General features: G+C 62.7%; 21 protein-coding genes and 1 pseudogene. 17 read left to right on the top strand and 5 right to left on the bottom strand.

Translation table 11 applies throughout. The features are described from left to right. Positions 1 to 15: 15 nt before the first annotated feature. The gene (locus tag AC5P7F_RS18570) at positions 16 to 774 is read right to left on the bottom strand and encodes a hypothetical protein (RefSeq protein WP_229302576.1); all 759 of its coding nucleotides are present in this window, start codon (positions 772 to 774) and stop codon (positions 16 to 18) included. Positions 775 to 900: 126 nt separating this feature from the next. Between AC5P7F_RS18570 and AC5P7F_RS18565 the strand changes: the two genes are divergently transcribed. The 9 genes from AC5P7F_RS18565 to AC5P7F_RS18525 all read left to right on the top strand — a co-directional run bounded on the left by AC5P7F_RS18565 (position 901) and on the right by AC5P7F_RS18525 (position 9979). Next, complete coding sequence (locus AC5P7F_RS18565) at positions 901 to 1251, top strand: helix-turn-helix domain-containing protein (RefSeq protein ID WP_049395170.1); 351 nt, start codon at positions 901 to 903, stop codon at positions 1249 to 1251. Positions 1252 to 1425: 174 nt separating this feature from the next. After that, positions 1426 to 1845 (top strand): transcriptional regulator CopL, encoded by a 420-nt coding sequence (gene copL, locus AC5P7F_RS18560; RefSeq protein ID WP_012480218.1) that lies wholly within the window; start codon positions 1426 to 1428, stop codon positions 1843 to 1845. A gap of 113 nt (positions 1846 to 1958) precedes the next feature. After that, complete coding sequence (locus AC5P7F_RS18555; RefSeq protein WP_046935492.1) at positions 1959 to 3827, top strand: copper resistance system multicopper oxidase; 1869 nt, start codon at positions 1959 to 1961, stop codon at positions 3825 to 3827. Then, on the top strand, positions 3824 to 5095 hold the full coding sequence (locus AC5P7F_RS18550; RefSeq protein ID WP_049395168.1) for a copper resistance protein B: 1272 nt from the start codon (positions 3824 to 3826) through the stop codon (positions 5093 to 5095). The genes AC5P7F_RS18555 and AC5P7F_RS18550 overlap by 4 nt, the downstream gene beginning before the upstream one ends. Positions 5096 to 5107: 12 nt before the next feature. Continuing rightward, positions 5108 to 5950: a c-type cytochrome gene (locus AC5P7F_RS18545; RefSeq protein WP_232350873.1), complete on the top strand. Its 843-nt coding sequence runs from the start codon at positions 5108 to 5110 to the stop codon at positions 5948 to 5950. 69 nt (positions 5951 to 6019) lie between these two features. Beyond that, complete coding sequence (locus AC5P7F_RS18540; RefSeq protein WP_080354108.1) at positions 6020 to 6562, top strand: DUF411 domain-containing protein; 543 nt, start codon at positions 6020 to 6022, stop codon at positions 6560 to 6562. 39 nt (positions 6563 to 6601) lie between these two features. Beyond that, positions 6602 to 9028 carry a heavy metal translocating P-type ATPase gene (locus AC5P7F_RS18535; RefSeq protein WP_370443874.1) on the top strand — a complete coding sequence of 809 codons (2427 nt, stop codon included), beginning with the start codon at positions 6602 to 6604 and terminating at the stop codon, positions 9026 to 9028. Between the two features lie 28 nt (positions 9029 to 9056). Next, complete coding sequence (locus AC5P7F_RS18530) at positions 9057 to 9371, top strand: hypothetical protein (protein ID WP_049395166.1); 315 nt, start codon at positions 9057 to 9059, stop codon at positions 9369 to 9371. A gap of 74 nt (positions 9372 to 9445) precedes the next feature. Continuing rightward, the gene (locus AC5P7F_RS18525; protein WP_495205421.1) at positions 9446 to 9979 is read left to right on the top strand and encodes a DUF305 domain-containing protein; all 534 of its coding nucleotides are present in this window, start codon (positions 9446 to 9448) and stop codon (positions 9977 to 9979) included. On the opposite strand, the gene hutG is transcribed toward AC5P7F_RS18525, so the two are convergent. The 4 genes and pseudogenes from hutG to hutC form a co-directional block, all read right to left on the bottom strand. After that, the gene (hutG, locus tag AC5P7F_RS18520) at positions 9976 to 10938 is read right to left on the bottom strand and encodes a formimidoylglutamase (RefSeq protein ID WP_049395164.1); all 963 of its coding nucleotides are present in this window, start codon (positions 10936 to 10938) and stop codon (positions 9976 to 9978) included. The genes AC5P7F_RS18525 and hutG overlap by 4 nt on opposite strands. Continuing rightward, positions 10935 to 12472: pseudogene (gene hutH / locus AC5P7F_RS18515) on the bottom strand (histidine ammonia-lyase). Before hutH ends, hutG begins: the two are co-directional and overlap by 4 nt. Continuing rightward, the gene (hutU, locus tag AC5P7F_RS18510; protein WP_049395162.1) at positions 12469 to 14160 is read right to left on the bottom strand and encodes a urocanate hydratase; all 1692 of its coding nucleotides are present in this window, start codon (positions 14158 to 14160) and stop codon (positions 12469 to 12471) included. The pseudogene hutH and the gene hutU overlap by 4 nt, the downstream one beginning before the upstream one ends. 7 nt (positions 14161 to 14167) lie before the next feature. Next, positions 14168 to 14893, bottom strand: a complete 726-nt coding sequence (hutC, locus tag AC5P7F_RS18505) for a histidine utilization transcriptional repressor HutC (RefSeq protein ID WP_049395161.1) — start codon at positions 14891 to 14893, stop codon at positions 14168 to 14170. Between hutC and AC5P7F_RS18500 the strand changes: the two genes are divergently transcribed. From AC5P7F_RS18500 to AC5P7F_RS18465, 8 genes are all read left to right on the top strand, one after another. Beyond that, entirely contained in the window at positions 14892 to 15443 is a 552-nt protein-coding gene (locus AC5P7F_RS18500) for a CopL family metal-binding regulatory protein (RefSeq protein ID WP_136624995.1), read from the top strand. The two genes, hutC and AC5P7F_RS18500, sit on opposite strands and share 2 nt — an antisense overlap. Before the next feature lie 117 nt (positions 15444 to 15560). Further along, the gene (locus AC5P7F_RS18495; RefSeq protein WP_098477609.1) at positions 15561 to 18281 is read left to right on the top strand and encodes a TonB-dependent receptor; all 2721 of its coding nucleotides are present in this window, start codon (positions 15561 to 15563) and stop codon (positions 18279 to 18281) included. Positions 18282 to 18349: 68 nt separating this feature from the next. Beyond that, positions 18350 to 19039 (top strand): PepSY domain-containing protein, encoded by a 690-nt coding sequence (locus AC5P7F_RS18490; RefSeq protein WP_049395158.1) that lies wholly within the window; start codon positions 18350 to 18352, stop codon positions 19037 to 19039. After that, complete coding sequence (locus tag AC5P7F_RS18485; RefSeq protein WP_049427062.1) at positions 19036 to 20862, top strand: PepSY domain-containing protein; 1827 nt, start codon at positions 19036 to 19038, stop codon at positions 20860 to 20862. Before AC5P7F_RS18490 ends, AC5P7F_RS18485 begins: the two co-directional genes overlap by 4 nt. 86 nt (positions 20863 to 20948) lie before the next feature. Further along, positions 20949 to 21545 (top strand): RNA polymerase sigma factor, encoded by a 597-nt coding sequence (locus tag AC5P7F_RS18480; protein ID WP_197579955.1) that lies wholly within the window; start codon positions 20949 to 20951, stop codon positions 21543 to 21545. Beyond that, on the top strand, positions 21542 to 22483 hold the full coding sequence (locus AC5P7F_RS18475; protein ID WP_049395155.1) for a FecR family protein: 942 nt from the start codon (positions 21542 to 21544) through the stop codon (positions 22481 to 22483). Before AC5P7F_RS18480 ends, AC5P7F_RS18475 begins: the two co-directional genes overlap by 4 nt. 98 nt (positions 22484 to 22581) lie before the next feature. Next, a complete protein-coding gene (locus AC5P7F_RS18470) occupies positions 22582 to 23007 on the top strand; it encodes a secretin and TonB N-terminal domain-containing protein (protein WP_164076859.1) in 426 nt (141 codons plus the stop codon). After that, complete coding sequence (locus tag AC5P7F_RS18465; RefSeq protein WP_262243191.1) at positions 22998 to 23939, top strand: TonB-dependent receptor plug domain-containing protein; 942 nt, start codon at positions 22998 to 23000, stop codon at positions 23937 to 23939. The genes AC5P7F_RS18470 and AC5P7F_RS18465 overlap by 10 nt, the downstream gene beginning before the upstream one ends. The last annotated feature ends 1 nt before the right edge of the window (position 23940 follow it).

Below are 23940 nucleotides of genomic sequence, written 5' to 3'. Positions count from 1 at the left end.
CTGCTCGTTTGTCTGCTAGCGGCTGGGGTGGCGCTCACCTGTCCAGTACGCCCATTCCATAGGGACGACCCAATCTACAAACAGTTTGGCTACTGAGGACTCCGGTGCCAAATGATAGGGCTTGAACATGCCTTGCTCGGGCGAGCTGGTCATCAGGTAGCGCAGGCGCTTCTGGACCTCCTGAAAGATGGCTTCCCGCACATGGGCGCTGTCGTGCACGCCAAGACGCATCGCCACCGAGGCACCTTGGCGTACCGCCGCCCAGCAGCAGTAACGCCACCGCGCGATCGGCAAGCCCCGCGGTCCGGATTGAAAGGCGAACCCCACATCACGTGCCCAGCCTGGGTCGAAGTGATGTTTGAGCAATTGCTGCTCCAGAAACTGCTCGGTCTCCCAGAGTGCAAGTTCATCCCACAGCTCCAGTTTCGCGTCCGCCAAGTCTACATCGTGTGCCATATCGCCGAGTTGGTCTTCCAGCACCGGGAGCAGGTGCCTGCGCTCGTGGGTATACCAGGCGAAAGCCCATTGCAGATCTTCGATGGGCGTGACCTCGGCATCGGGGCGGATCTGCCATCGATCCGCTGGCCAGGGAACTTGGATCAAGGCCAAGTCTCGCAGCGTGTCCAGCACCAGCAAGGTGGAGCGGCGTGTGGGCGCCACCGGTAGGCGTCGTAGCTGCGCGGCTAACAGTGCGGCTAGGAAAAGGGTGCCACGAAGGCCCAACTCCTCGATGCTGGCGACCCCAGATGGCGTCATTGACGAGGTTCCGGGCATGCGGTTTCCGGGGATGAGGGAGCGGCGTGGCTCCTGGGGGGGGGGGGGGCGGCGCCACCGGTGTCGCCGGTTGCCTCAAAGCTAAGAATATCTTAGTATGCAAGGCAGGATACATCCGCCATCCTTATGGGGTCTCCATGGGGTGCGCGCGTGACTTTGTCCGTCGACTCAACACCGACCTTCGCTCGACGCCTCAAACAAGCCCGCCTGCACACGGGTTTGTCGCAGAACGAGTTGGGCATCCGGGCCGGTCTGGATCCTCACGTGGCCAGCCCCCGAATCAACCAGTACGAGCGTGGCAAGCACGAGCCCATGCTGGAGATTGCTGAGCGGTTGGCCCAAGCGTTGGGGATCCCCGCCGCCTTCCTTTACACCGACGATGATCTGCTGGCCAAGTTGCTCCTGCGCTGGGGCTCGCTAAGCAAGCAGCAGAAGCGCGAGTTGGTGAAGCTGATCGAGGCCACGCCCGAGAAGTAAACCGAACAAGCGCTCGCCCTATGGGCAACTCTTCGCCTCAACCCGCCCTTTGGGCGCTTCTGGAGGGAGCTGCAGTGTCCGCGGCTAGTGCGACTGACAAGTCGCGACATCTCAGGCTTACTTGAGATTTTGTTCACGACCGATACACACGCGCCTTGTCTAAAGTGATATACCATGTCGCCCGTGTCAGCCTCCTCACTTCTACTGCGACTGTTCCTGATCGCCATGCTCGTGCTTAACGGCGCGTGGTCGGCGTTTGCGTCCGTCAGTATGAACCCGGTCATGGAAGAGCAGGCCAGCGAAGTGGCTGCCGCGGTGCAAGTCGACGAAGACTGCTTCGCCCATCACAGTGCAGAGCATCATCCCGATGCCACATCGATTGAAAAGGCTGGCACTGGGCATGGCGACCATGCCGGTCCCGACTGTTGCAAGTCTTCTGCGTGCCGGTGCGCCTGCGTACACGCTTGCGCGAGCGCACTTCCTGCGCGCCTGCATGTTTCGGTGCAACTGGCCTTGGGCCTGGATGTCATGCCGCTGCCCCTAGGGCATGCGGCACCTGCCTTGCCTCATCTGATCCGACCACCGATCGGCTAAGCGTCCCTAGGCGCCGCAATGGCGCCGTTGGTGTGGCTTGCATGCCTGTTTAGGCCAGCCGCCCGCTCTGTACCACCGCCCGCCGGTGGCAACACAACGCTTGGAGCATTTTCATGTCGCATGATGATTTTCGTGGTCCACACGGTGGACCGCTGCTGCCTTCGCGGCGGCGATTTGTCCAGGGCTTGGCCTTGGGAGGCGCAGTCGCAGGATTAGGTTTCTGGCCCAAAGCCAGCTGGGCGCTCAAGGGCCCGGGACAACCCAACGTACTATCGGGCACCGAGTTTGACCTGACCATTGGCGAGACGCCGATGAACTTCACCGGCAAGACCCGCACCGCGATCACGGTCAACGGGTCCGTTCCGGCGCCGTTGCTGCGTTGGCGGGAAGGCACCACCGTCAACCTGCGTGTCTCCAATGCATTGCCCGCTAACTCCATCCATGGCGCGGACACCTCCATCCATTGGCACGGCATCATTTTGCCGGCCAACATGGACGGCGTGCCGGGCCTGAGCTTTGACGGTATCGGACGTGGTGAGACCTACCACTACCGGTTCACCCTGCATCAGGGCGGCACCTACTGGTACCACAGCCACTCAGGGTTCCAGGAACAAGCCGGGCTCTATGGCCCGATCGTCATCGACCCATTGGAGCCGGAGCCCTTCAGCTTCGATCGCGACTACGTCGTGATGCTGAGCGATTGGACAGACCTGGACCCGACGGCCCTGTTCGATCGTTTGAAGAAGATGCCGGGCCATGACAATTACTACAAGCGCACGGTCGGCGATTTTGCGCGCGATGTGAAGCGCAACGGCCTGTCGGCCACGTTGGAAGATCGCAAGATGTGGGGCGTGATGCGGATGACGCCCACGGATCTGTCCGACGTCAACGCCAACACCTACACCTACCTGATGAACGGCACGACCTCGCTGGGCAACTGGACCGGTTTGTTCCGCAGTGGCGAGAAGGTGCGCCTGCGTTTCATCAATGGCTCTGCCATGACGTACTTCGATGTGCGTATTCCGGGGCTAAAGATGACCGTGGTGGCAGCAGATGGCTTGTATGTCCATCCGGTTTCCGTCGACGAGTTCCGCATCGCGGTAGCAGAAACCTTCGATGTGATCGTGGAGCCCTCCGGGCAGGACGCATTCACCATCTTTGCCCAAGACTCCGGTCGCACCGGCTACGTCAGCGGCACGCTCGCCGTGCGCGAAGGATTACGCGCGCCCGTTCCGTCTGTGGATCCCCGGCCGCTGCTGACGATGGCAGACATGGGCATGGATCATGGATCGATGGATATGTCTGGCGGCAGCAAGGGCATGGAAGGCGGCTGTGGTGCGGCCATGGGCATGCCTGGCATGACCCCACCTGCCAGCGGTAACGCGACCTCGGCCCATGCAGGCCATGCGATGCCCGCCGCCGGCGATGGGGCCATGGCAGGCATGCAGCACGGGGGCATGCAATCACACCCTGCCAGCGAGACCAACAATCCCCTGTTGGACAACCAGGCCATGAGCGTGAGTTCGCGCTTGGATGATCCTGGTAATGGCCTGCGCGATAACGGCCGTCATGTACTGACGTATTCCATGCTCAAGAGCACCTTTGAAGACCCTGACGGACGCGACCCCGGTCGCGAGATCGAGCTGCATCTGACCGGACATATGGAGAAATTCTCCTGGGGCTTCAACGGTCAGAAGTTCTCCGATGTCGAGCCGCTGCGGCTGAACTACGGCGAGCGTATGCGCATCGTATTGGTTAACGACACGATGATGACCCATCCCATCCATTTGCACGGCATGTGGAGTGACGTGGAGGACGACAACGGCAACTTCATGGTGCGCAAGCACACGGTGGATATGCCGCCGGGTAGCCGACGCACGTATCGCGTGCGTGCCGATGCGTTGGGCAGCTGGGCGTTCCATTGCCACCTGCTTTATCACATGGAAGCCGGAATGATGCGCACGGTGAGGGTCGACGAATGAACATCAATAGACGCGATACCACCCTGACTGCGCTGACGCTGGCTATCTCGCTGGCCCTGGCCAATGCGGCCAGCGCCCAATCTATGCAGCACGGCTCCATGCCGATGGAGCAGGGCGCGCAGACCCAAACTCAGGATCACTCTGCACATCAGGCGCCGACATCAAAACCTGCGCCAGCCCAAAAGCCTGCAACACCGGCCAAGACGAGCGAAGCGACGATCGATCATGCGGCGATGGACCACGCCGCGCCGCAGGCTAAAACAGCCGAGCCTGCCATGCAGGGCATGGACCATTCGCAAATGGGGCACGTCTCGCCCGCGAGCACACCTGCGGCGCCCACAGCACAGGCGCAGTCGATGCAGGGCATGGATCACAGTCAGATGGCACAGCCCGCGGCGGCCGACACCTCCGGCACGGCCACGCCTGCGATGCGGGGGATGGACCATTCGCAGATGGGCCATGATTCGCCCGCGCCCGCTACACCAGAAGCGGGAATGCAATCAATGGAGGGCATGGACCACAGTCAGATGGGACACGGGCCTGCAGCGCCAACGCAGCCGCGCACCCCGATACCCGCGGTGACGGACGCGGATCGCAAGGCGGCCATCGCGCCGGAACACGCGCATCCGGTGCATGACAACTCGATCAAGAGCTACGTGCTGCTCAATCGCCTGGAAGCCTGGGATGCCGATCCGGGCACCGGGCTGGGCTGGGAGGGCCAGGCTTGGATCGGTACGGACCTCAATCGCGTCTGGCTCCGCAGTGAAGGCGAACGCACGGATGGTCAGACCGAGTCGGCTGATCTGGAAGTGCTCTACGGCCGCAGTATCTCTACGTGGTGGGATGTGGTGGCCGGTGTGCGTCATGACTTCAAGCCTGGGGCATCTCAAAACTTCGCCGCTATCGGTGTACAGGGCTTGGCGCCGATGAAGTTCGAAGTGTCCGCCACAGCCTATCTCGGCGAAGGGGGCCAGACTGCCGCCAATGTCGAGGCCGAGTACGAATTGCTGCTAACCAACCGGCTGATCTTGCAGCCGCTGGTGGAAGTCACCGCCTATGGCAAGAACGATCCATTGCGCGGGATAGGTTCGGGTCTGAGTACCGCTGAGGCGGGGCTACGACTTCGTTATGAGTTCACCCGAAAGTTCGCTCCCTACATCGGCGTGGTGTACGAGCGCGCGTTTGGCAATACCGCAGACATGCGACGCGAGCATGGCGAGTCCTTTGAAGACACGCGCTTGGTCATCGGCCTTCGTACCTGGTTCTAAGGGGAACTGACAATGAAATCCAACAAGAAGATGTGGGTATGGCTCGGTGCCGGCTTGGGATTGGTTGCGGTAGCCGCAACCGCCACGGTCTCTCTGGGCGTATACAACGTGGCCGCCGACGATCCGCATAGTCGCCCGGTGTATGCGCTACTTGAAACGGCGCGCGAGCGTTCCATTGAGGTGCGCGCCGCCAAGCTTCAGGTGCCCACGAACCTGGATGATCCTGAGCGTATCCGCCAGGGTGCGGGCAACTACAACGCCATGTGCGTGACCTGCCATCTTTCGCCAGAGGCGGCGGCCACCGAGATGAGCAAGGGCCTGTACCCCGCGCCACCGAACCTAAGCAAACAGTCGGTCGCTCCAGCTGAGGCGTTCTGGGTGATCAAGCACGGCATCAAGGCCAGCGGCATGCCCGCGTGGGGCGGCAGCATGGACGATGAGTTCATCTGGAACATGTCGGCCTTCCTGCAGAAGCTGCCCACGCTGGACAAGGCCGGCTACGATGCGTTGGTGGCCAGCAGTGATGGTCATTCACACGGCGGTGGTGAGACCGGCGGGCACTCGCACGGCGAGGAAGCGGGTGCAGATCAGCATGGCAGCGGTGATGGAGCAGAGATGGGTGATGGCCATGACCAGGGTCATCAAGCCGGTGGCATGGACATGGACATGAGCAAAGCTAAGGAAGGCACCACGCACGTGCATGCCGACGGCAAGACGCACGTGCATGCGGCCGAGCCAGCCAAGCAACCCGCGCAGGCCAGATCCGAAGCTGAGCACGATCAGCACTCCTCCATGCCAGCCAAATCAGCCGAGCCAGCTCCCAAGGCCGATGACGGCCACGACCACCAGCATTGATCCCTTCATGGAGCTGCCCGGCTCCACGCCCGAGCGCCTCGGCGCTCGGGCATCTCTTGAGGACGCATGATGAATACTTCTCGCAGCTGTCTCTTTCTGCTGACCACGGCCTTGTCGCTGACCGCATGCGCGCGCCCCGAATCGGCTGTCAGTGCAGAGGCGGCATCGGCCGCTCAATCTCCGACATCGGCGGCTGCGCAGCAGGTCGCTCAGCCGCAGCGTCCGTTGCCGTTGGTCAAAGTACATAAGAGTGCGACCTGCGGTTGCTGCCAACTGTGGGTGGAGCATCTGGAGAAAGCAGGTTTTACGGTTGAGGTGCACAACAGCGAAGACCTTAATCCGATCAAGGCGCGCTTGGGCGTTCCTTATGGACGCGGCTCGTGCCATACCGCCGAGATCGATGGCTACATCGTCGAAGGTCATGTGCCGGTGCAGGACATCCTGCGCCTGCTTCGTGAGCGCCCGGTAGGCCGTGGACTAGTGCTGCCGGGGATGCCCGCCGGTTCTCCTGGTATGGAGATGCCCGACGGACGTGTTCAACCCTACACGGTGGAATTCGTACTGCCCGACGGCACCACGCAGCCTTACGTCCTGCACGGTCAACGCAGCTGACAGTTTGTCGCGATCCCTTCTTCCAGACCAGAGTGATCCATGTCCCCTCATTCCCACGATGAAGCCGGCAAGGCGATGCCGCAGGGTGCCAGCGATGGTCCAGACTCGGTGCGTGATCCGGTATGCGGTATGCAGGTCTCCACGGCTAGAACGCCGTACCACGCCCTGCATGGCGGAACGAAGTATCACTTCTGCTCAGCCAAATGCCGAGAGCGGTTCATCACCAATCCCGTCCGCTATACGGACGATGCTCCCCAGCAAGTTGAAGTGACCGCCCCAGCAGCGGTGGCCCAACCCAGCGGTACCCACGCCACGGTCTACACCTGCCCGATGCATCCGCAGATTCGTCAGCCAGGTCCCGGCACCTGTCCGATCTGCGGCATGGCGCTGGAGCCGGAGATGCCCTCGCTGGAGGAGGACGACAATCCGGAGTTACGCGATTTCACCCGACGCTTCTGGTGGACGTTGCCTTTGACCTTGATCGTCCTGGTCTTGGCCATGCTGGGACATCGTCTGCCCGGCTTGTCCACGCAGGCACGCACCTGGATTGAGCTCGTGCTGAGCGCCCCGGTGGTGCTCTGGGCGGGGTGGCCTTTCTTTGAGCGCTGCCTACAGTCCATCGGCAATCGCAGCCCCAACATGTGGACGCTGATCGGCATCGGCGTGGCCGCCGCGTTTGGCTACAGCGTGGTGGCCACCGTGGCACCGGGCCTGTTTCCGGACTCTTTCCGCGAGCATGGACGGGTAGGGGTCTACTTCGAGGCGGCAGCGGTCATCGTCTCGCTCACCCTGCTCGGACAGCTGCTGGAACTGCGGGCGCGTTCCAAAACCTCGGCGGCCATCAAGTCCCTGCTGGGATTGGCGCCCAAGACGGCTCGCCGCGTCAAACCCGATGGGGGCGAAGAGGACGTTGCGCTGGATCACGTGCACGTGGGTGATCTGCTTCGCGTACGACCGGGCGAGAAGGTGCCGGTCGATGGGGAAGTCATCGAAGGCCGCACCAGTGTCGATGAGTCGATGCTGACCGGTGAACCCATTCCGGTGGAGAAGGCTGTCGGTGATCACGTTATAGGCGCCACGCTCAACGGGACGGGCGCCTTGGTCATCCGGGCGGACAAAGTCGGATCCGGGACGGTACTGTCGCAGATTGTGCAGTTGGTAGCCCAAGCCCAGCGCTCCCGCGCGCCGATGCAGCGTATGGCGGACAAGGTGGCGTACTGGTTTGTCCTGGCCGTGCTGGCCACGGCGGTGCTCACGTTCTTCGGATGGGGCCTGTTTGGACCCGAACCGTCCTGGACTTTTGCCGTCCTCAATGCCGTATCGGTTCTGATCATTGCGTGCCCGTGTGCCTTGGGTTTGGCTACCCCCATGTCGATCATGGTCGCCACTGGCCGCGCTGCGCAGGTCGGGGTCCTGTTCCGCGATGCTCAGGCGATCGAACAGCTACGTCTGATCGACACGTTGATCGTGGACAAGACCGGTACGTTGACCGAGGGGCGTCCAGCCTTTCGCGACACACTCTCCTACGCCGGCTTCGATGCTGATCAGATCCTCAGCTTGGCTGGCAGCTTGGAGCAGGGCAGTGAGCACCCCTTGGCCGAGGCTATCGTGGCTGAAGCCCAGCGACGTGGCTTGATCCTGGTGACCGCCCAAGATTTTGATTCGCTCACCGGTCAAGGCGTTCGCGGGCGCGTGTCCGATCAGGATGTCGTGCTTGGTAACCAAAGCTTGATGGCATCGGTAGGGGCTGATGTTGCGCCCTTGCAAAGCAGCGCCGAGCGTCTGCGCAAGGAAGGCGCCAGCGTGATGTTCCTGGCGGTCAATGGACGATTGGCCGGCGCCATTGCGGTAGCAGATCCCATCAAAGCCACGACCTTGCCTGCCTTGAACCTGCTACGTGCCGATGGCCTGCACGTGGTGATGGCCTCTGGTGACGCACAGGCGACGGCCGAGGCCGTGGGGCGCACGCTGGGCATCGAGGATGTGCGTGGCGGCGTCAAACCTCAGGACAAGGCCGAACTGGTCCAGCAACTCAAAGCCCAGGGTCGTCGTGTGGCCATGGCTGGCGACGGCATCAACGATGCGCCGGCCCTGGCGGCAGCCGATGTGGGCATCGCGATGGGGACGGGCACGGATGTGGCCATGTCCAGCGCCCAGCTCACCCTGGTCAAGGGTGATCTGAGGCGCATCGTGCAAGCCCGTGCCATCTCGTCTTCGACGGTGGCCAACATGAAGCAGAACCTGGGCTTCGCCTTCGTCTACAACGCCATCGGCGTGCCTATCGCCGCCGGCCTGCTGTATCCCAGCTTCGGCCTTTTGCTCAGTCCGATGATGGCGGCCCTGGCCATGAGCCTGAGCTCGGTTTCGGTGGTCACCAATGCCTTGCGTTTGTCCGGCTCCACCGTTGTTGCCACCTCCCCCCCTGACCGCGCCGATGAGCCTGCGCGCGGCCATTCCTGTCACTGATGGCTCATATCCCACAAGGAGTACTGCAATGAAGCGTTATGCCTCCCTCTCGATGATGGCCCTGTTTCTGATGGCGGGCGCGGCCTTCGCCGGCGGCCAGACCACCACGCCCACCACCGACCACGGTCAGCACAAGCCGATGGACCACAAGAAGCAGGAGCATGGTCAGCACAAGCCGGCCGCGGCCGATGCCGATTTCACCAAGCTCGATACCAACAAGGATGGCGCGCTGTCCAAGGAAGAACTGGCCAAGCACAAGCTCGCGCCGCACTTCGGCATGCTTGATGGCAACAAGGACGGCAAGCTGAGCCCGCAGGAATTCGCTGCCGGCAAGGGTATGTAACTGCTATCTCCCCGGGGGCTGGTTCATTGGCTCCCGGGATTCGGCGATGTTCTGCCATTCCCACGGAGATCGACATGTCTTTTTCGCACGGTAAGCACGAAAGCACGCACACGCAGCATTCAGAGCAACACGCCTCGCACGGAAGTTCCGGTCAGACGCATCAGGGCCACTACGGTCGCCTGCTGCTGATGATGGCCTTGTCGTTCCTGGCCATGTACGCCCTGATGTATGCCATGGTCGATCAGTTGGCCAACGTCTATCACAACGTCAACCAGTTCTACATGGCAGGGCTGATGGCCGCGCCGATGCTGTTGATCGAGCTTTGGCTAATGTCCAGCATGTACCCCGATCGTCGGCGCAATCTGATCCTGGCCGGCGTGACCGTGGTGTTCATGCTGTTCTGCTGGTGGGGAATTCGCACGCAGGCCGCGGTGACAGATCGGCAGTTCATCCGCTCCATGATTCCCCATCATGCCGGCGCCATTCTGATGTGCGAGGAAAACCGCCTGAAGGATCCCGAGCTGGTCAAGCTCTGCCAGGAGATCATCACCTCGCAGAAGCAGGAGATCGCCCAGATGAAACAACTTCTGGCTGAGCGCTCCCGCTAGCTCACTGCCTTTTGCCAGCCGGTGTCACCCCACTGAGCCTGCGCGCTGACCATGCGGTGGATCAAGCGCGCAGCCACACGTGCGGTGGCCTGATCCGGATCCAGGGGCGGACACAGTTCCGCCACGTCGACCACACGTACCTTGCCCGAGGCCATGACCAGATCCAGCAGGGCTTCCAGGACCTCCAGACTCACCCCGCGTGGGTGGGGGGCACTCACGCCCGGGGCCACCGCCTGTGGCAGCACGTCCAGGCACAGCGTCAGGTAGATAACGTCAACCGCATCACACCACGCACGCAGAACCTCAGCCTGTGCCTGCCAATTCCAGGTGCACAGCACGTCATCGGTGAGGTAATGGGCGCCTTCGCGGTCGGCCGTAGCGAATAGACGCGGCGTGTTGCTGGATCGACTTACACCAATGCAGTGATACTGCAGCGGGGAGCGAATGCTTCGGGCATGCTCCAGTGCCTGCAGGAAGGGCGTGCCCGAGCTTGCACTGCCTTGCTCGCGCAGATCAAAGTGTGCATCGAAGTTGAAGATGCCGATGCGAGCCTTGGATGCGCCCAGGTGTCCGCGCAGTGCCGCGTAGCTGGCATACCCGATCTCGTGGCCGCCGCCCAGACCAATCACCCAATGCCCCTGATCCAACAGTTGCTGCGCTCGATGGGAGTAGCGGGCCTGCGCCAGCTCCAATGCCTGATCCACGCAGGTGATTTCGCCCGCATCGTAGAGCGGAGCACAATGGAGCACAGGCAGGTTGGCCAAGGCGTTGCGACGTGCACCGGGCCCTTGTGCGGCGCCCAGGCGGCCGGCATTGCGACGAATCCCTTCATCGCTGGCAAATCCCAGCAGGGCAATGCCGGGCGCCTCAGGCTGCGGGCCCAAGGCCACCCTTTGGTGCCAGCGTTGCGTATCGGCGGTCGCCGGCAGGTCCACGCATCCGTGCCAAGCCAGATTCACGCGCGCAGATCCTGCAGCGGCCAGTCCAGGAACGCGCGCAAACCGCCCCGCTCGATCAAGGCTTCCATCGCCTGCATTTCCGGCGCCAGATAGCGATCCTCATCGTAGCGGGGCACCTCGCTACGCACCTGCGCATGCACTGCCTCCAATGCTTGCGAAGACGCCAGTGGCCGCCTGAACTCGATGCCTTGGCACGCGGCGAGCAGCTCGATGGCCACGATCCGGCGCACGTTGTCGGCCACCTCGCGCGACTTGCGCGCGGCGAAGGTGGCCATGCTGACATGATCCTCCTGATTGGCCGAGGTGGGCAGGGAGTCCACGCTGGCCGGGTGGGAGAGGGTCTTGTTCTCGCTGGCCAGGGCGGCCGCGGTCACGTGCGCGATCATGAAGCCGGAGTTCACGCCCGGATTGGCGACCAGGAAGGCGGGTAACCCGGAGATCGTGGCATCGATGAGTAGGGCGATGCGCCGTTCCGACAGGGCGCCAATCTCGGACACCGCCATCGTCAGCTGGTCCGCGGCAAAGGCTACCGGTTCGGCGTGGAAGTTGCCGCCGGAGATCACCTCGCCGGTGTCGGTGAACACCAGCGGATTGTCGGAGACTGCGTTGGCTTCGGTTAGCAGCACGTGGGCGGCGTGCTGCATGACATCGCGCACCGCGCCCATGACCTGCGGCTGACACCGAAGGCTGTAAGGGTCTTGCACGCGGGTGTCGTTGTGAAGGTGCGATTGGCGAATGGCGCTGCCGGCCAGCAGTCGCTGGTAGTGCGCGGCCACTGCTATCTGGCCGGGCTGGCCACGCACGGCGTGGATGCGCGGATCGAAGGGAGCATCTGAGCCGCATGCCGCATCCACGCTCATCGCGCCCGTTAGCACGGCGGCCGCATAGACTTGTTCGGCGGCAAACAGCGCCATCAGCGCAATGCCCGTGGACACTTGGGTGCCGTTGAGCAATGCCAGCCCTTCCTTGGCTGCCAGTCGAATGGGAGCGATCCCAGCGTCCTGCAGGGCCTGGCTGGCCGACAGGATCTGCCCGTCGACGCGTACCTGCCTTCGCCCATGGCCGCCAAGGTCAGATGCGCCAAGGGGGCCAGATCACCGGATGCACCGACCGAACCCTGGGCGGGGATACAGGGCCAGATCCCGGCGTTGTAGACCGCGATCAGGGTGGTCAGCGTCTGCTCGCGTACACCGGAGTAGCCCCGCGCCAGGGAAGCAATCTTGGTGGCGAAGATCAGGCGCACGCAGGCATCGTCGAGCAATGGCCCCATGCCCACGGCGTGCGAGCGCACCAGGTTGGTTTGCAACTGTTCCAGTTGCTCGCGTGGGATGTGGACTTTGGCGAGTTTGCCGAAGCCGGTGTTGATCCCATAGGCCGGCTCGCCGGCGGCCACGATGGCCTGCACGGCCTGCGAAGAGGCCCGGACGTTGTCCCAGCAATCTGCGTCCAGGGCGATGGGATCAGTCCCTTGCGCGATCTGCCGCAGTTGGGCCAACGTCAGCTGGCCCGGTGTCAGGGTAAGCATGCGATTCACTCCAGAATGGCCGGCAAGGTCAGGCCATGCTCACGGGCACAGGCCAGTGCCTGCTCGTAGCCCGCGTCGGCGTGGCGCATCACGCCCGTCGCCGGGTCGTTCCACAGCACACGCGCCAGCCGGCGATCGGCTTGCTCGGTGCCATCGCACACGATGACCACGCCCGAGTGTTGCGAGAAGCCCATCCCGACGCCGCCGCCATGATGCAGGCTCACCCAGGTCGCACCGCCACTGGTAGCCAGCAGCGCGTTGAGCAGCGGCCAGTCCGAGACCGCATCGGAGCCGTCACGCATGCCTTCGGTTTCACGGTTGGGGCTGGCTACCGAGCCGCAGTCCAGGTGATCGCGTCCGATGACGATCGGTGCTTTGAGCTCGCCATTGCGTACCATTTCGTTGAAGGCCAGCGCGGCCTTGTGGCGCTCGCCCAAGCCCAACCAGCAGATTCGTGCGGGCAGACCTTGGAAGGCAATGCGCTCGCGGGCCTGGTCCAACCAGTAGTGAAGATGCGTGTTGTCAGGAAACAGTTCCTTGACCTTGGCATCGGTCTTGTAGATGTCTTCTGGATCCCCGCTCAGGGCCACCCATCGGAATGGGCCCATGCCGCGGCAGAATAGCGGACGGATACAGGCGGGCACGAAGCCGGGGAAGGCAAAGGCATTGTCCACGCCCTGATCCAGCGCCACCTGGCGGATGTTGTTGCCGTAATCGATCGTCGGCACGCCCATGGCGTGGAAATCGAGCATCGCGCGCACATGCGTGGCACACGAGGCCGCGGCAGCCTGCGCCAGCTCGCGTCGCTGACCATCGTCACCGCTGCGGGCCTGCTCCCGCTGTGAGAGGGTCCATCCGGCGGGCAGATAGCCATTGATCAGATCGTGCGCCGAGGTCTGATCGGTCACCGCATGGGGGCGGGCGCCGCCACTACGTGCAAGGGCGACGAACTGCGGCAGCAGTTCGGCCGCATTGCCCAGCAGACCCACTGATACCGGCGTCGGGCTGTGCTCGATGATCTGCAAGGCTTCATCGATGGAGTAGGCCTTGTGATCGACATAGCGCGTGCGAATACGAAAATCGATCCGAGACTCCTGGCACTCGATCACGATGCTGCTGGCCCCGGCCAAGGTCGCCGCCAACGCCTGCGCGCCACCCATACCGCCCAAGCCGGCGGTAAGGATCCACTTGTTCTGCCAGTTGCCCCCATAGTGCTGGCGCCCCAACTCCACGAAGGTCTCGTACGTGCCCTGGACGATGCCCTGGCTGCCGATGTAGATCCAACTGCCGGCCGTCATCTGGCCGTACATCATCAAGCCCTTCTTATCGAGCTCGTTGAAGTGCTCCCACGTCGCCCAATGGGGGACGAGGTTGGAGTTGGCGATCAGCACGCGTGGCGCAGAGGGGTGCGTGCGGAAAACACCGACGGGCTTGCCCGACTGGACCAGCAAGGACTCATCGTTCTCAAGCGATCGCAACGTTTCCAAGATGCGGTCAAAGCTTTTCCAGTCGCGCGCAGCACGACCGATGCCGCCGTAGACCACCAGGTCTTCCGGGCGCTCGGCAACATCGGGGTCCAGATTGTTCTGGATCATGCGGTAGGCCGCTTCAGTCAGCCAGCTCTTGCAGTGCAGCTGGGTGCCGATCGGAGCGCGAACGGTGCGCGCAGGGGAAGCGGAGCGTTCCAAGGTATCCATCAAATCATCAAGGGTTCAGGGGGGCGCCAACCTGGAAGGTGCCCACAAAGCGGTAACGAGATGCCGGGTGAATCAGCCGCACAAAGCTGGCCACCTGTCCGCGCGACCACGTACGTCGGGTCAGCACCAGCAACGGATCGCCTTCGTTGATCTTCAGTTGCGCAGCCAGACGCTTGCTGGCCGTCTCGGCTTCAATCACATGTTCGGCGCGCTCCAGCGGCGCAACGCGCATCAAGTACTGATGCGGAATCTCGGTGTGGAAATCGATGTCCAGGTAATCCGGCGCCACGCTGGGTTGCACAAAGCGATCCTCCAACTGCACGGGCTTGTCATCGCTGTGGTGGAGCAGGCGGCTGTGGAACAGCTCCGTGCCCGGTGTCAGGCCGAAGTTGGTCGTCACACTGGAGCGCGCCTCGACCGTCTCGCAGATCAATACCTGGACCGAGTGTGTCTGGCCGCGGGACTGAATCTCTTCGCGAATGTTGCGCACCTCGAACATCGCCGATTCGGCCTTGGGCCCGGCGACGAACGTGCCCACGCCTTGCACTCGGGTCAGCACGCCGGCATCGGTCAACTCGCGCAGCGCTCGATTCACTGTCATGCGAGACAAGCCGAACTTGGCCGTCAGTTCGTTCTCGCTGGGGACGCGACTGCGCGCGGGCCAATCGCCGTTGGTGATGTGACGCAGGATGAAGTGCTTGAGCTTCTGGTAGTGCGGCTTGGGTTCGTCCATGGCCCAAGCATTACATGTCTATACAACCAGTCCAACCACTTTCGATGCTGTGCTGCACAAGGAGTTGACACTAAGAATTTCCTCGTGCTATTGCTGTGGTATAGACAACCTGCGGGTTCGCCACACGCTCATGCCGTCGCTTCGCGTGCTACTGCGTATGTTCCTGATCCTCGTGCTCTGCGCGGATGGGATCCTGAGCGCGCAGGCCACCACGCGGATGGCCGTGCGGCATATTCCTCCCCCAGGTGCGGTGAATGGCACCCACTCGGTGCACGGCGGCGCGCGTGTCAATGAACGCGCCAAGATTAGTAACGATTGCAACAAAATTCGTCCCGATGGTAAGCAAGCCGGGCAGGGTGATCAGAACGATCATCAGTGCGACTGCAGCACCACCTCCTGCGACTGCAGCTGTGTGCTCACCTTCTTCGCCGGGCGTGTGCCGGTCATCTTTGCCGCCCAGCACGCCCTGACGAGCACCTACCTACCTACGCCTGAGTTGCCGCCGCTGCGACGACAGGTATCCCGGCTGTTCCGACCTCCCATCGGCTAATGCTGCTTGGTCGCCATTGATTGGCGACGTCTACGCACGCCCTGATGTCGCATAGGCCCCCACGTCTGGGGCACCAGGGTCATACGCATGCATTGCCCTTCGGGGGAGAGAGAACCCATGTACTTCAAGCGCAATCCTTTGGCGGTATCCGTCGGTGCCCTTCTGTGCGCCGGTTTTTCCACGGTGGCTCTGGCTCAGCAGGCTGAACAGGGCGCCACGAGCGAGTCGGCCAAGACGCTGGACACCGTCCAGGTCACCGGCAGCCATATCAAGCGACTGCAGCTCTCCGGTGTTGGTCCGGTCAGCGTGGTGGATGCCGAAGCCATCGAGCGCTCCGGCGCCACTTCGGTGGAGACGCTGCTGCAGCGCCTGCCGGCCTCGGCCGGCTTTGCCGGCAGCCAGTCCAATGCCTACTGGGCCGAGAACGGCTACGGCACTACTCAGGTCAATCTGCGCGGCCTTGGCATTAACCGCACGCTGGTTCTGCTCAATGGTCGTCGTGTGGTCAATGGTGGCACCGGTGCCAACAGCTCGGTGGACCTGAACATCATCCCGGTAGCGCTGATCGAGCGGATCGAGGTCCTCAAGGACGGTGCCTCCGCTATCTACGGTGCCGATGCCGTGGCGGGCGTGGTGAACATCATCACCAAGAAGAACTACGACGGTGCCGAGGCGGCGGTGCGATACGGACAGACCTTCGAAAGCGATGGCGAAGAAAAGTCGTTCGATTTCGCTTGGGGTATTACGTCAGACCGCGGTTCGTTGATGGCCGGCATCAACTACTCGGAGACCGGCACGGTCAACATGGCCTCACGCGCACCGTGCGGCTTGGGTGAGGTCGACGGGCAACTCGAATGTGTGGGCAGCTCGGCCACCATCGGTGGGCGCGCATTGCTAGCCGATGGCTCGCGCGTGAACTTCAACCAGGATCCCAATGGTGACGGGGATTTCTATGAACCGTATTCGGCGGCCAAACATAACTACAACGGCAATCCCTATCTCAATGCCGTCAACCCCATCAAACGTTTGAGCTTCAGCCTGTTCGGCGACAGCACCGTGAATGAAACCACGCGCGTGTTCACCGAGTTGATGTTCACCAACCGCCAGTCCGACCAGCTGGCCACGCCCGGCAGCCTGGGTGTCTATCGCCCGATCAACATCGCGGCCAGCCACCCGACCAACCCGACCGGTCAGGACCTGCTGCTGCAGCGCCGCCGTCTGGAAGAGGCCGGCCCGCGCGAGTTCTTCCAGGAAACCAATACCTTCCGCGTGGTCGCGGGCATTGAAGGCCAGTTGGGCATGAACTGGGACTGGTCGGCCGCGCTGAACTGGGGGCGCAACACCGGTGTGGATGGCTCGACCAATGTGGCCAACCTGGACCGGGTGGATGACACGCTCAATACCGCGGTGTGCAGCAACACGCCCGGCGCGGCGATCCCCTGCGGTGACTATCTCGGCTACGGCGACCTGACCCCCGAGGTGCTCAACTACCTCCTGTTCAGGACGCGCGATAACGGCGGTAACGACCAGAAAAGCTTCACCGCCAACATCAGCGGCCAGCTATTCGAGATGCCGGCCGGTTGGGTGGGCTTTGCCTCCGGCATCGAGGTTCGCAGGGAGCGTGGTTGGCGCGATCCGGATCCGTTGACGGTGCTGGGCATTGCCAACACGAACCAACAGGATCCGATCGCCGGTGAGTACACGGCCAAGGAAGCCTTCGCCGAGTTTGCCGTGCCGCTGTTGCAGGACAGCGTGATCGCCGAGAGCCTGACGCTCAATGCCGCGGTGCGTTACTCCGACTACGATCTGTTCGGCGAAGACGTGAACTACAAGGTGGGGCTGGATTGGCAGATCGTGCCGTCCTTGAAGGTGCGCGCCAACTATGCCACGGCTTTCCGCATCCCCAACATCCCCGAGCTGTTTGGTGGCGTGGCCGAGGGCAACCTGACCACGACTGATCCCTGTAGCGGCTGGAGCAGCTTGCCGGCTGATTCGGTAGTGCGTCAGAACTGCCAGGCGTACGGCGTACGGGCGGGCTACGTGCAGCCGGGCAACACGATCCTGACCACCTCCGGCGGTAATCCTGACCTGGAGCCGGAAGACGCCAAGTCCCTGACCGTGGGCGCGGTCTGGACGCCGAGCTTCTTGCCCGGGCTGACGCTGACGGTGGACTACTTCAACATCAAGATCGACAACGCCATCCAGCGCATCGATGGCTCAACCAAGCTGTCGATCTGCTACAACACCCCGGGCTTGGCGCATCCGTTCTGCGGCAACGACAACTTCACCCGCAACCCGATCACCGGTGAAGTGGACTTCCTGTCGTCCCAGCCGGTCAATGCCGCCAACGAGCGGGTACGGGGCATCGACCTGGGCGGTCTGTACCAGTTCGCGGTCGCTGGGTTCGATTCGACTTTGAGTGTGGATGTGTCCTATCTGGACCAGTACGACGTGCGGCCGTTCCCGGGCGCGGAGGTGATCGAGTACGCCGGCAAGATCACCGGTGGCCGTGGCAGCTTTACTCACTGGCGCGCCTTGACCTCGCTGACGATGGAGCGCGAAGCCTGGTCCGGCTCTTACAGCTTGCAGTACATCGGCAAGGCGGATGACATCAACGCTAGCCCCGGCGACATTGGCGATCATGCCCCCAGCGTGACCTACCACAACGCCCAGCTCAAGTACGCACCGAACAAGACCTTCGATGTGTCCTTCGGCATCGACAACCTGTACGACAAGAAAGCCCCGTTCATCCAGAGCTATACCGACGCCAATACCGACACGATGACGTATGACCTGCTGGGTCGTCGTTGGTATGCACGCGTGGGTTACCACTGGTAAGGCCCGCTTCACCTGCCCCCGTCCGTGTGACGGGGGCAGGTGTCGTCTTCCTGTCGAACGAGATCACTATGAAATCGGCTTTCTGGGCGCGTAAGGCCCACAAATGGATTGGCCTGATCATCGGCGTGCAAGCGCTGCTGTGGATGATCAGCGGCGTGTACATGACGGTTATTTCCTTGGACATCATCCATGGCGATCACCTGGCCCATGCGCATCAGCAACCGCTGGTCGCACCCACGCACTTGTCAGGTGAGGAGTTGCAGCGCCGCTACCCGGGCATGACCCAGGTCAAGCTCAAGCGCCTGCTAGAGCGGGATGTCTATGAGATCCATGCCCACGACAAGATCTACCTGCTCGACGCTACGACCGGCCAGGTGCTCTCGCCGGGCGATCAGCAAATGGCGATCGCGCTGGCCAAGTCGGTGTACCAGGGCCAAGCGCCGGTAGCCCGGGTTGAATGGGTGACGCAAGCGCCACAGGAAGTCGCCACGCGCCCGGTTCCCATGTGGGCCGTACACTACGCCGATGCCGGTGAAACGACGTTGTACTTCTCGCCCTATAGCGGCGAGTTGCTGGCGCGGCGGCACAGCCTGTGGCGTTGGTTCGATTTCCTGTGGATGTTCCACATCATGGACTACGAGGCGCGCTCGGACGTCAACAACACTCTGTTGCGCGTGGCCTCGGCGGTCGGACTGGTGTTCGTGCTCAGTGGTGCCTGGCTGTTGTTCTACAGCTTTCGCAGGAGGGCCGCAGCATGACGCCCTGGATGAGAACGCTGCACAAATGGGTCGGCTTGATCATCGGCCTGCAGTTGCTGCTTTGGATGGCCAGCGGCGTGATGATGAGTTGGTTGGACCACGATCAGGTGCAGGGCCATCAGTTCCAGGCCCATGCGCATGCCGCGCACGACTGGCCCGCCAACGCCCGATCGCCGGCCAGCTTTCTGGGTGGCAACAAGAAAATCAGCCGCGTGAGTTCTGGCTGGCTGTTGGACACGCCGGTGTACCAATTGGCCGATGCGCAAGGTATCACCTTGGCCAACGCCGTTACGGGCCAGCCGATCTCCTTGGATTCGGCCTGGGCCACGCGCCTGGCCCAAGCTTCCTACACCGGACCGGGCACGCTGAAAGCGCCGCGCTTGTTGGAGTGGAGCGGGGAGGTGCGCGATCACGAGGGGCGTCTGTGGCGTGTGGACACCGATGACACGCAGGACACCACGGTGTACCTGTCTGCCCAGACGGGCGAAGTGCTCTACCACCGCAACAAGACCTGGCGTCTATTCGATGTGTTCTGGATGTTGCACATCATGGACTACACCGGACGCAAGAACTTCAACAACCCGTTGGTGGTCACTGCCGCGATCGGCGGTCTGTGGTTGGCACTGACCGGGATCTGGCTGCTGTTTGCCAGCTTCCACTGGAGCGAGTTCGTGCCGCGCCGCTGGCGTCCGACCCGCGAGTTGTCGGTATTCGGTCCGGACGGGGCACGGCTGCGCACCGTACGAGCGTCGGCAGGCGACAACGTCTACGTCTCGCTGGCACGTGAGGGCGTGCAACTGCCGTCCAACTGTGGAGGAGGGCAGAGCTGTGGTCTGTGCGAGGTGCGCTTCCGCGGCGCGGCGCCCAAAGCCACCGCGGCCGATCGCGCCCACCTGGGCGCCAGCAAGGTCAAGATGGGCTATCGCCTGGCCTGCAACCTGGCCGTGACCGAGGACACCGATGTCGAGGTGGCCGGCGGGGCAAGCCTGTGGACCGAGTATGCGGCCACCGTGGAGCAGGTTACGGCAGTGACCCCGTTCCTGCGCGAGATCGTGCTCAAGCCCGACGAGGCTGCCGGACCGGAGTATCAACCCGGTGCTTACCTGCAAGTGCACGTGCCCGATTACGACGTGCCTGTTCACAAGTTGGTGCGACCGGAACACCACCATCAGGATTGGGCCGGCGTGGATCTGCCGGAAAAGCTGGTCAATCGTGAGCCGGTACGCCGGGCCTACTCCTTGGCCTTGCCCATTGATCAGGCGCAGGGTCGTCTGACGTTGCTGGCGCGCTTCAGTCCCGGCAGATCGGACAAGAAGCGGCAACCGCCGGGCAGGGGATCGACCTACCTGTACACGCTCTCGCCGGGGGATCGGGTTTCTTTCAGCGGCCCCTTCGGCGACTTCGCGCTCAAACCCCACGGGCGGGAGAAAGTGTTCATCGGCGGCGGCGCTGGCATGGCGCCGCTGCGCGCGATGATTCGGACGTTGTTGGCGGGGCAGGGTGGTGAGCGGATCCACTTCTGGTATGGCGCACGCAGCCTTAAGGAGGCACCGTACATCGAGGAGATGGAGCAACTGGCCGGGCAGCACCCGAACTTCAGCTGGCATCTGGTGCTCTCGGATGAAGCACAGAACGACGATGCGCTCTTGAGAGGTCTGGTTCACGAAGTGGCCCACGATCGTCTGCTCAAAGCCCATCAGGCCCTGGCTGATTGCGAGTTTTACCTGTGCGGACCGCCGGCCATGCTCAAGGCCACCCGAGAGCTACTGAGCAGGCTAGGGGTACCAGACAGCCAGGTGGCGTACGACGACTTCAAGATCTGATCCCAGCGCCCGCCGGCCAAGCAGGCCGGCGGGCGCTGCGGTGTACCGGATTTCCTGACCGCGCTCGTCCCAGTGAATGGATGTGCTTGAGCCTGCCCGATGAATCAGCGAGTACCCTGTTGACCACCGCACTGGATGAGTGGTTCATCGCCCATGTCTTGCCGCTGGAAGGCTTGATCCACGCCTTTCTGCGGCGGCATGGGCATGAGGACAGCGAGATTCCTGATCTTCGGCAGGAGGCTTACACACGCATATACGAAGCGGCGCGTCGGGGTCTGCCGTCGCAGGCCAAACCTTTTGTCATGACCACCGTACGCAACCTGCTCATTGATCGCATCCGCCGCTCACGCATCGTGTCCATTGAAGCCATGGCCGATGTCGAGCAGGCGGTGATGCAGAGCGATGAGGTGACGCCGGAGCGGCACCTGGGTGCACGCGATGAGTTGCGGCGTCTCCAGCAAGGCTTGCAGAAACTGCCTGCCAAATGCCGGCAGATCGTCGAGCTTCGCAAGATCTACGGCTTGAGCCAACGCGAAGTGGCCAGCCGCCTGGGCATTGCCGAAGATACGGTGGAGCGCCAGACGTTGTTGGGCATGCGCGCATTGGCGGACTTCATGCTTGGCGGTACCGGCAAGATTCAGCGCCCGGCCCGGCGCTTCAACAAGGAACGTTCGCACCCATGAGCTCGCACAACGACATCGAACAAGTTGCTGCGCAGTGGATCAATCGCGCCCAATCTTCGCAGTGGACCGCGCAGGACCAGAGGCAGCTTGATGCTTGGTTGGGGCAGGATACGGCCCATCGTGTGGCCTGGCTTCGTTTGAAGTCGGTCTGGGATCGAGCCGATCGACTGGCGGCCGTGCGCGGCGTGCAATCACCTCGCACGCGGCGTTGGGCCTCACCGGTGCGTTGGTCAGCGGCCGCGGCGGTGGCAATGCTGGCCGTACTGCTGAACATGCCCTGGTGGGGGCCGGGCACCCGCTACACCACCGAGGTTGGGGGGCGGGAAGTCATGGCCTTGTCAGACGGTTCGCGGGTGGAACTGAATACGCACACCGAGCTCCGCGCGCAGGTGGATCCCTCGCTGCGCCATGTATGGCTGGACAAAGGCGAAGCCTTTTTCGACGTAAAGCCAGACCCTGCGCATCCGTTTGTGATCCATGCCGGCGACCACAAGGTGGTGGTCTTGGGAACGAAGTTCTCCGTCAGGCAAGAACGCGAGCGCCTGGAAGTGGCGGTGCTGGAAGGCAAGGTGCGCGTCGAGCCGATGGTGGCCAAGCCCGGCCGCCCGCCCGTGATCGTACAGGGCGGCGGTTTGCTGTACAGCAAACCGGCCGGCACGCTCGTAGCGGTGAATGCGCAGGACAAGGTGCGGCGATCCCTGAGCTGGCGCCATGGCACATTGGAGTTCGATCAATCCACCTTGGCCGATGTGGCAGCCCAGTTCAATCGCTACAACGAAAAGCAGCTGGTGCTGATGGATACGGAAACCGCCCACATGCGCGTGGGTGGCAGCTTCGATGCCGTCGGGGTGGATGCCTTCGCGCGACTGCTGGCCACGGGATTCAATCTGCGCGTAGAGACGCACGGCGATCAGATTCGTGTCTCGCAACCGCATTGAATCGCCTACAGACATCAATCTGAAATATTTCATACCGGAACTGCGTCGCCATCTCGTCTCAGACATAAGGCCGATTTGCGCCGACCTGGGGAAAATGCATGGCACGTACGAAAGTGGCGAGGACAGCGTTGGCTGTCATGTGTGGTCTGGTCATCGCGGCCTCGGCCGCAGCACAAACAAGCACCTTTGATATTCCAGAAGGGGATCTGAAGATCGCGCTGGAGGCCTATGCCAGGCAGTCGGGCGTCCGTCTGGTCTACCTGAGCGAAGACGTGCGCGATCGGCGCACCTCCGGGGCGCGCGGTGACATGTCCCAGGACGCGGCGCTGAACCGTCTGCTGGCGGGCACCGGGTTGACCGTCAAGCGGGATCAAAGTGGCGCATTGGCCATCGTCCGCGAGGCGGCAAATGCACCGGCGCCCAGTACCCGCAGCACACCATCTTCCAGCCTAGGGCAAGCCGGCTCCGACACGGCCGACGCTTGGTCAACGGTGGTACCGGCGCCAACAATTCGGTGGATCTGAACGTGGTGCCCTTGGCCCTGGTTGATCGCATCGAGATCCTGAAGGACGGCGCATCGGCGATCTACGGCGCCGATGCCGTGGCCGGTGTGGTGAACATCATCACGCGCAAGGAAATGGATGGCGTGGAGCTATCCACCCGCTATGGTCAGACTTTCCAGGGCGATGGCGAGATCGGCTCCTTCAACCTCGCCTTCGGTACCATCGGCGAGCGCAGCTCAATGTCGGGTGCCCTGACCTATGCCGAAAGCGGCACGATCACCATGGCTTCGCGGGCACCGTGTCCGTTGGGTGTGGTGGCCGGCACCCTGCAGTGCGTGGGCAACTCGTCCACCATCGGTGGGCGAGCCCGGCTGGCCGATGGTCGCGTGGTCAACTTCAACCAGGACCCCAACGGGGATCCACGCTCCTACGAGCTCTATGATCCGGCCAAGCACAATTACAACTACAACTTGTTGCTCAATGCGGTCAGCCCGATCAAGCGAGTGGGCTTGAGTGGCTTTGGTCAATTCGACCTGACCGAGAACACCCGTCTGTTCACGGAACTGATGGCGACCAATCGCCAGTCCAATCAGCGCGCTTCGCCCAACACCTTGGGGGTGTATCGCACCATCCGGATCGCCGCCACCAATCCCACCAATCCCACCGGCCAGAATCTGACCCTGGAACGTCGGCGTCTCGAAGAAGCCGGGGCGCGCATCACCGAGCAGGAGGTCGATACGTTCCGCACCGTGCTAGGGCTGGAAGGGCAGTGGGGCGATAACTGGGCATGGAATGTGGCGTTGAACTGGGGGCGCAATTCGGCCACCGACAGCTCGACCAACATTGCCAACCTGGACCGGGTGGAAAACACTCTCAATACCAGCCTGTGCAGCAACCCCGGGCGCGGCCATTCCTTGCGGCAACTATCTGGGCTACGGCAATCTGACGCCTGAA

This window comes from Stenotrophomonas sp. YJH_SMC_105-26, from assembly GCF_059368915.1.
This window is presented reverse-complemented; position numbering and strand designations above follow the sequence as displayed.

What these genes read in the sequence shown, in the direction of transcription:
- AC5P7F_RS18565 (WP_049395170.1), top strand. Translation starts at nt 901, where the DNA reads ATGGGGTCTCCATGGGGTGCGCGCGTGACTTTGTCCGTCGACTCAACA.
- hutC (WP_049395161.1), bottom strand. Translation starts at nt 14,893, where the DNA reads ATGGACGAACCCAAGCCGCACTACCAGAAGCTCAAGCACTTCATCCTG.
- AC5P7F_RS18495 (WP_098477609.1), top strand. Translation starts at nt 15,561, where the DNA reads ATGTACTTCAAGCGCAATCCTTTGGCGGTATCCGTCGGTGCCCTTCTG.
- AC5P7F_RS18555 (WP_046935492.1), top strand. Translation starts at nt 1,959, where the DNA reads ATGTCGCATGATGATTTTCGTGGTCCACACGGTGGACCGCTGCTGCCT.
- hutU (WP_049395162.1), bottom strand. Translation starts at nt 14,160, where the DNA reads ATGGATACCTTGGAACGCTCCGCTTCCCCTGCGCGCACCGTTCGCGCT.
- AC5P7F_RS18550 (WP_049395168.1), top strand. Translation starts at nt 3,824, where the DNA reads ATGAACATCAATAGACGCGATACCACCCTGACTGCGCTGACGCTGGCT.
- AC5P7F_RS18540 (WP_080354108.1), top strand. Translation starts at nt 6,020, where the DNA reads ATGAATACTTCTCGCAGCTGTCTCTTTCTGCTGACCACGGCCTTGTCG.
- AC5P7F_RS18530 (WP_049395166.1), top strand. Translation starts at nt 9,057, where the DNA reads ATGAAGCGTTATGCCTCCCTCTCGATGATGGCCCTGTTTCTGATGGCG.
- AC5P7F_RS18475 (WP_049395155.1), top strand. Translation starts at nt 21,542, where the DNA reads ATGAGCTCGCACAACGACATCGAACAAGTTGCTGCGCAGTGGATCAAT.
- AC5P7F_RS18490 (WP_049395158.1), top strand. Translation starts at nt 18,350, where the DNA reads ATGAAATCGGCTTTCTGGGCGCGTAAGGCCCACAAATGGATTGGCCTG.
- copL (WP_012480218.1), top strand. Translation starts at nt 1,426, where the DNA reads ATGTCGCCCGTGTCAGCCTCCTCACTTCTACTGCGACTGTTCCTGATC.
- AC5P7F_RS18570 (WP_229302576.1), bottom strand. Translation starts at nt 774, where the DNA reads ATGCCCGGAACCTCGTCAATGACGCCATCTGGGGTCGCCAGCATCGAG.
- AC5P7F_RS18500 (WP_136624995.1), top strand. Translation starts at nt 14,892, where the DNA reads ATGGCCCAAGCATTACATGTCTATACAACCAGTCCAACCACTTTCGAT.
- AC5P7F_RS18535 (WP_370443874.1), top strand. Translation starts at nt 6,602, where the DNA reads ATGTCCCCTCATTCCCACGATGAAGCCGGCAAGGCGATGCCGCAGGGT.
- AC5P7F_RS18545 (WP_232350873.1), top strand. Translation starts at nt 5,108, where the DNA reads ATGAAATCCAACAAGAAGATGTGGGTATGGCTCGGTGCCGGCTTGGGA.
- AC5P7F_RS18525 (WP_495205421.1), top strand. Translation starts at nt 9,446, where the DNA reads ATGTCTTTTTCGCACGGTAAGCACGAAAGCACGCACACGCAGCATTCA.
- AC5P7F_RS18470 (WP_164076859.1), top strand. Translation starts at nt 22,582, where the DNA reads ATGGCACGTACGAAAGTGGCGAGGACAGCGTTGGCTGTCATGTGTGGT.
- AC5P7F_RS18485 (WP_049427062.1), top strand. Translation starts at nt 19,036, where the DNA reads ATGACGCCCTGGATGAGAACGCTGCACAAATGGGTCGGCTTGATCATC.